The following is a 5623-nucleotide window of genomic DNA, read 5'->3' as shown; positions in this document are numbered from 1 at the left end:
AAACAGGCTGCATGCAGCCAGACGAAAGACCAGGCTTCAGGAAAAGGCGCGTCCGAGCGCCCGCCCGACAGGGCGGACGTCGCGAGGACAGCCCCGCTCCGAACGGAGCGGCGTCCCGCAAGGGACGTCAGCCAAGAGCCCGGATGGGCTCGCCGGCGCCTGAGCCAAGCTTCTCGAAAGCCAATTGCGATTGGCCGACCTGGTGGTTACAGCGGGGCGGCCGCACCCGATCCCATTCCGAACTCGGCCGTGAAACGCCCCAGCGCCCATGATACTTCGTCTCAAGACGCGGGAAAGTCGGTCGCTGCCAGGTCTGCCAATCGCAAAACATGCCGTTCTTCACACCATCAAATCAAAAAACGCCCCGCCCGGTCCCAACCGGCGGGGCGTTCTTGCGTTCGGGGGGGGCTGCGCGTGCAAGCGTGAGCCGCCTGACGCGGCGGCCCGCGGGCGCGGGTAGCCGCCATGATTGCTGCCGTCGGCCCGGAGATCACGTCGGCCTCGCTCAAGGTCGTCCGCCGCGCCGTCCGCGCTGCTCACTCACGCATCCACCCGTCTTCCTGTCGCCACCGCTTCGATTGCCCCCCGAGATGTCGCCCGGCCACTGAACGCGTTTTCCGCGTCGGGGGTTGTCTGTCGGAACCAGGTTTCGGGCAGGCGCCGGAGGCGCCGCTCCAAGTCGCGCCTCGCGCGGATCGGGGCTCTGCACCAGAGAATGCAGCCCCTCGTCGGCTGCGGAGGGAGCCGGTCGGACCTTCCAGATCGCGTCGGTTCGCCGGCGGTCGGAGGGGCGCATTCGCGTTAAATCTTCGTGACCATGCCATGCAGAGTGTGCACCCCTGATGTGCAAACCTCTGCTCTAGTTTTGTGCATCTCTGCCGAATATATGAGCGTCACGAGGTTGAGACATCACCGCCGAGGCGGCCATGCCCCGACCTGCGCATCGTTCAAAATCGCAGAATTTCCAGGGGGAGCGCCGTGCCGTCGGGCAGCGGTGCCCCTGGCGTCGAGGAGTTACCCCATGTTCCGTCATTTCGCAGACCGCATCAAATCCCTCCGCTCCGCCCGCAGCGACATCCGTCAGCTGCAGATGATGGGCGACCGCGAGCTCGCCGACATCGGCGTCATGCGCGCCGACATCGAGCGCGCCGTTCGCTTCGGCCGCCGCTGAGCGATCGGCGCCGGCAGGCATCGGAGCCGCCGGAGAGTAGTAGAATGCCGTCCGGGCATTCGTCCCAAAGGCGCTCGTTCCCCATGGGGGAGCGGGCGCTTTTTTTCGTTTCGCCCGGCATGCCCGCCCGCGAGTTGACGTCGACCGTTGCAGCCTCTCTGCACAGGCCGGCAGGATGGACGAGCGGCGCTCGGGCCACACCGGTCGGGTCGAAAGCGAGGCTTTGACGGCCAACGGTGCCACCCCCGTCGATCGACGCAGAACGGCTTGGCGGCGGTGGCGAGAAACATCGCACGGCCCAGGCCGGCAGAGGGCAATCGCTCGAAACCGTGGCCGGGCTGGCGATTGGCGTGATCTCCCCCGCAAGGGGGGAGATCGAAGCGTCGCCGACGGCGCTTGCCTTCAAGCGATTCCGCCGCCCGGCGGTCCGGGCTTGCCCTCGGCGTCCGGCCGGTGCAGGGAGGCGTCGCCCCTTCCGTCAGTGCCGTGAGCCGCCATGCTTCTTGCCCTCTTCGTCGCCGCCGCGATCGTCGTCCGCCTGGGATCGGTGGTGGTGTCCAGGCGGCACGAGGCCGCTCTGAGGGCCGATGGGGCGCGGGAAGTCGGAGCCGGGGTTTCGCGCCTGATGGCGGCCGCTCACGCCGCCTTCATGCTCGCCGGCGCGGTGGAGGCCTCTCTCGTCCGGCCGGTGGCGGACTGGGTGTCGGTGGCGGGGCTGCTGCTCTATCTCGTCGGCATCGCCATGCTGGTCGTGGTCGTGCGGCTCCTCGGCCGGTTCTGGACGGTCAAGGTGATGATCGCCCGGGACCACGCGCTGGTCACCCATCCGCTCTTCCGCGCGGTGCGCCACCCCAACTATTTCCTCAACATCCTGCCCGAACTCGTCGGCTACGCGCTGGTGCTGCATGCCTGGTGGACGCTCGTCGTCGGCCTGCCGCTCTATCTGGTGGCGATGGTTCTCAGGATCCGCCAGGAAGAGGCGGCCATGGCCGAGCGCTTCGCCGGCTACGCGAAGGCCTGAGCGGGACGGGCGAGCACGGGCGCTCTTCCCCGCCGGGCGTGTGGCGATCGGCGGTGCCGGGCGCCGCACCCGACGTGGTGGCTCCGCAGACACGCGCGAAACGCCCGCGCCGGCCGTCGATGCCGTCGGCGATCAGCGCACCGGGCCGAGCCTGGCGCCGGTGGCGGATCTGAGCTGCAGGGGCACGACCTCGAAGACGTGGTTCGGCGAACCCGCCGCCGCCCAGACGGTGGCGAACCGGAAGAGGTCCTCGTCCATGTAGACGGCGATCTCGGAACTGGAGCCCAGCGGCGCGACGCCGCCGATGGCAAAGCCGGTGACCTCGCGCACATAGGCCGCGTCCGGCCGCTCCAGCGCTTCGCCGAGCGCTCCCGTCATGGTCGAGTCCTCGACCCGGTTGGCGCCGGAAACGAGAAGGAGATGCGGTTCGCCGCTGTCCTTGCCGCGGAACACCAGCGATTTGACGATCTGGCCGACCTCGGCGCCGACGGCCTCGGCCGCCTCCTGCGCCGAGCGGGCGGATTTCTCGGTCCGGACGATCCTGATCTTGAGGCCCTTGGCGGCGGCCGCCTCGGCGACGCGCCGGACGGCCGGGGGATGGGGTTCGCTCATCGCGTCATGCTCCTGCGCGGGATCGTCCCGTGGCGACTTAGCGCGGAATCGGCCCGATGCGAACCGGCCGCCCGAGGCTCACCGGGAGCGGCGGCGGGCATGCGGCCCGACGACGTCGTGTGACGCCGGTCGAGCGCCCCGAGCATCGCCGGGGCGATCGGCGTGCGCGGCTCTGCGCCGAGAGGTTCGACAAGCCGCGAATTGTCGAGCTCGGCGAGGAGTTCCGGAATTTTGCAGCAACTAGAGGATCAGGCGAAAAAGTGCTGATGCGATAGCGCCGGAACGCGATCTCTCCGGGAGGGGCTCTAAGCGGCTTCCGCTACGCTCCGTTCAAAACGGCGCCAGTTGCGAAGGGCCTCCGTCGCCGGAGACTTCCTGCCTTCCGGGATCTTGTAGACCCAGTCCCTATGGACTACCCGAACCACCTCATACTCAGTCGTTCGAAGGACGTCGGCTCCGTCATCGTATTCCGATCCGCCGCGCATCACGAAAGCCGCGCCGCTGTCGGGATCGACGGATGCCATATCGAAATCTGCGACGGCATCAAAGAACGTTTGTCTAGGGCTGTATAGGCCAACGATCCAAGGATCGAAATCGGCAGGTGTCTTGGCGCGCTCGTAAGCATCGAACAGGGCGCGATAGATTGCATGTGGGCCGACCCGGTCGACCAGGTCACTGAAGAGCGACAACTCCAACGTCCCGGGCTCACCGAGACGCATGGACCAGACCGCGCCATCGGGCACAAAACCCAGGTCACGCAAGGCCGCCAGATACTCGCGCCCAGCGTCAAGTCTCGCCGGTGTCATAGTCTTCTTCAGCCATTCAACTACACCGTCCGGTCCGAAGGCTGCTTCGAACATGTCCCGCGCAGCCCTCCGCGGAACCTTATCAGCCCGATAGTCATGCTCCCTATCCCAGCTTAGCACCGTTTTCCATGCGGCGCGAAGCTGCGGCGAAAAAGCCAGATGCGACAGTTCGGCGATCGCAAACAGCCGACGAAGGTCGTGGGTATAAACGTCCGGCCGATCTGCCCGGTCCGGCCATCGATTCCAACGTTCGCGCCTCAAGATAAAGGCTTTCAGCGCAAATTCGACGGCGCTACCGGTTGCGTGCCAAGCTTCGATGGCGTTCTTGGGATCGTCCTTGAATTGAGCGGCGACGGCTCGCTTGTTTTCGACCCGTCGCCACCAATCCTCGGCTGTATCGATCGCAGCCCGCCAGACCTTACGTATTCATCGAATCGAAGAAGTCGGCGTTGGACTTGGTCTGCTTGAGCTTGTCGTTGAGGAACTCGATGGCGTCGGTCGTGCCCATCGGCGACAGGATGCGGCGCAGGACGAAGATCTTCTGCAGTTCCTGGCGCGGGACGAGGAGGTCCTCCTTGCGCGTGCCGGACTTGAGGATGTCCATCGCCGGATAGGTGCGCTTGTCGGCGACCTTGCGGTCGAGCACGATTTCCGAGTTGCCGGTGCCCTTGAACTCCTCGAAGATCACCTCGTCCATGCGCGAGCCGGTGTCGATGAGGGCCGTCGCGATGATGGTCAGCGAGCCGCCTTCCTCGATGTTGCGGGCCGCGCCGAAGAAGCGCTTCGGGCGCTGCAGGGCGTTGGCGTCGACGCCGCCGGTCAGCACCTTGCCAGAGGAGGGCACGGTGGTGTTGTAGGCGCGGCCGAGGCGGGTGATGGAATCGAGCAGGATGACGACGTCGCGGCCGTGTTCGACCAGACGCTTGGCCTTCTCGATGACCATCTCGGCCACCGCCACATGGCGCGTCGCAGGCTCGTCGAAGGTCGAGGAAACCACCTCGCCCTTGACCGAGCGCTGCATGTCGGTGACTTCCTCGGGCCGCTCGTCGATCAGAAGCACGATGAGGTAGCACTCGGGGTGGTTGGCGGTGATCGAATGGGCGATGTTCTGCAGGAGCACCGTCTTGCCGGTGCGCGGCGGGGCGACGATGAGGGCGCGCTGGCCCTTGCCGAGCGGCGCGACGAGATCGATCACCCGGGCCGAGAGATCCTTCTTGGTGCCGGGATCGCCGAGCTCCATCTTGAAGCGCTCGTCGGGATAGAGCGGCGTCAGATTGTCGAAGTGGCTCTTGTAGCGGATCTTCTCGGGATCGTCGAAATTGATCGTGTTGACCTTGAGGAGGGCGAAGTAACGCTCGCCCTCCTTCGGGCTGCGGATCGGGCCTTCGACGGTGTCGCCGGTCTTCAGCTGGAACTTGCGGATCTGCGAGGGCGAGACGTAGATGTCGTCGGGGCCGGGCAGATAGTTGGCTTCCGGCGAGCGCAGGAAGGCGAAGCCGTCCTGGAGGATCTCGACGACGCCCTCGCCGATGATTTCGACTTCCTGGGACGCCAACTGTTTCAAAATGGCGAACAGAAGCTCCTGCTTGCGCAGGACGGAGGCGTTCTCGACTCCGTTCTCCTCGGCGAAGGCGATGAGTTCGGGTGCGCTCTTGTTCTTCAGGTCCTGAAGTTTCATTCGGGGGCTGATGCTCTTTGGCTGTCGGTCCGATGGGTGTGATCGGACGGGGCAGATCGGGTGGGAAAGGAAAACGCTGCGGCCGAAAGGTGAAATCCGGCGAATGAGGGTGTCGGTGAATGACCGACCCTCGGCCTTGGGAAAGGCACTAGCTTTCCCCGAGATATAACCCCGCGGCCGGCGCGGCGCAAGAGGGTGGAGGCGGCAATGTCGTAAGCACATGAGTTGTCCGGGTTAGGTAGCAGACGAGTTGTCCGGTTTGGATATCGCGCAGGAGGTGGCGCGACGATGAACCGGACGACCTGGCTGCAGGACCACAGGATGAGGAAGTTTCG

The 5623-nt window shown here is 65.8% G+C and carries 5 protein-coding genes and 1 rRNA gene; 3 read left to right on the top strand and 3 right to left on the bottom strand.

Translation table 11 applies throughout. The annotated features are described in order from the left end of the window. Window positions 1–198: 198 nt before the first annotated feature. The 3 genes from rrf (at window position 199) to LZD57_RS23850 (ending at window position 2192) form a co-directional block, all read left to right on the top strand. Window positions 199–313 (top strand): 5S ribosomal RNA (rrf, locus tag LZD57_RS23860). Between the two features lie 708 nt (window positions 314–1021). After that, window positions 1022–1171 (top strand): YjiS-like domain-containing protein, encoded by a 150-nt coding sequence (locus LZD57_RS23855; RefSeq protein ID WP_233722082.1) that lies wholly within the window; start codon window positions 1022–1024, stop codon window positions 1169–1171. A gap of 496 nt (window positions 1172–1667) precedes the next feature. Next, a complete protein-coding gene (locus LZD57_RS23850; RefSeq protein ID WP_233722081.1) occupies window positions 1668–2192 on the top strand; it encodes an isoprenylcysteine carboxylmethyltransferase family protein in 525 nt (174 codons plus the stop codon). Window positions 2193–2324: 132 nt separating this feature from the next. Here LZD57_RS23850 and LZD57_RS23845 read toward each other — a convergent pair whose 3' ends face one another. The 3 genes from LZD57_RS23845 to rho form a co-directional block, all read right to left on the bottom strand. Continuing rightward, a complete protein-coding gene (locus tag LZD57_RS23845) occupies window positions 2325–2804 on the bottom strand; it encodes a YbaK/EbsC family protein (protein ID WP_233722080.1) in 480 nt (159 codons plus the stop codon). A 305-nt stretch (window positions 2805–3109) separates the two neighbouring features. Continuing rightward, window positions 3110–3664: a hypothetical protein gene (locus LZD57_RS23840; RefSeq protein ID WP_233722079.1), complete on the bottom strand. Its 555-nt coding sequence runs from the start codon at window positions 3662–3664 to the stop codon at window positions 3110–3112. A 364-nt stretch (window positions 3665–4028) separates the two neighbouring features. Beyond that, on the bottom strand, window positions 4029–5288 hold the full coding sequence (gene rho, locus LZD57_RS23835; protein ID WP_233722078.1) for a transcription termination factor Rho: 1260 nt from the start codon (window positions 5286–5288) through the stop codon (window positions 4029–4031). Window positions 5289–5623: the final 335 nt, after the last annotated feature.

The organism is Jiella avicenniae (assembly GCF_021390325.1).
Classification (GTDB): Bacteria; Pseudomonadota; Alphaproteobacteria; order Rhizobiales; family Rhizobiaceae; genus Jiella; species Jiella avicenniae.
Note: the sequence above shows the minus strand (reverse complement) of the source record. Positions and strands in the feature narration are given on the sequence as shown.

Coding starts and splice junctions, on each gene's coding strand:
- LZD57_RS23855 (WP_233722082.1), top strand. CDS start 1,022: ATGTTCCGTCATTTCGCAGACCGCATCAAATCCCTCCGCTCCGCCCGC.
- LZD57_RS23850 (WP_233722081.1), top strand. CDS start 1,668: ATGCTTCTTGCCCTCTTCGTCGCCGCCGCGATCGTCGTCCGCCTGGGA.
- LZD57_RS23845 (WP_233722080.1), bottom strand. CDS start 2,804: ATGAGCGAACCCCATCCCCCGGCCGTCCGGCGCGTCGCCGAGGCGGCC.
- LZD57_RS23840 (WP_233722079.1), bottom strand. CDS start 3,664: ATGTTCGAAGCAGCCTTCGGACCGGACGGTGTAGTTGAATGGCTGAAG.
- rho (WP_233722078.1), bottom strand. CDS start 5,288: ATGAAACTTCAGGACCTGAAGAACAAGAGCGCACCCGAACTCATCGCC.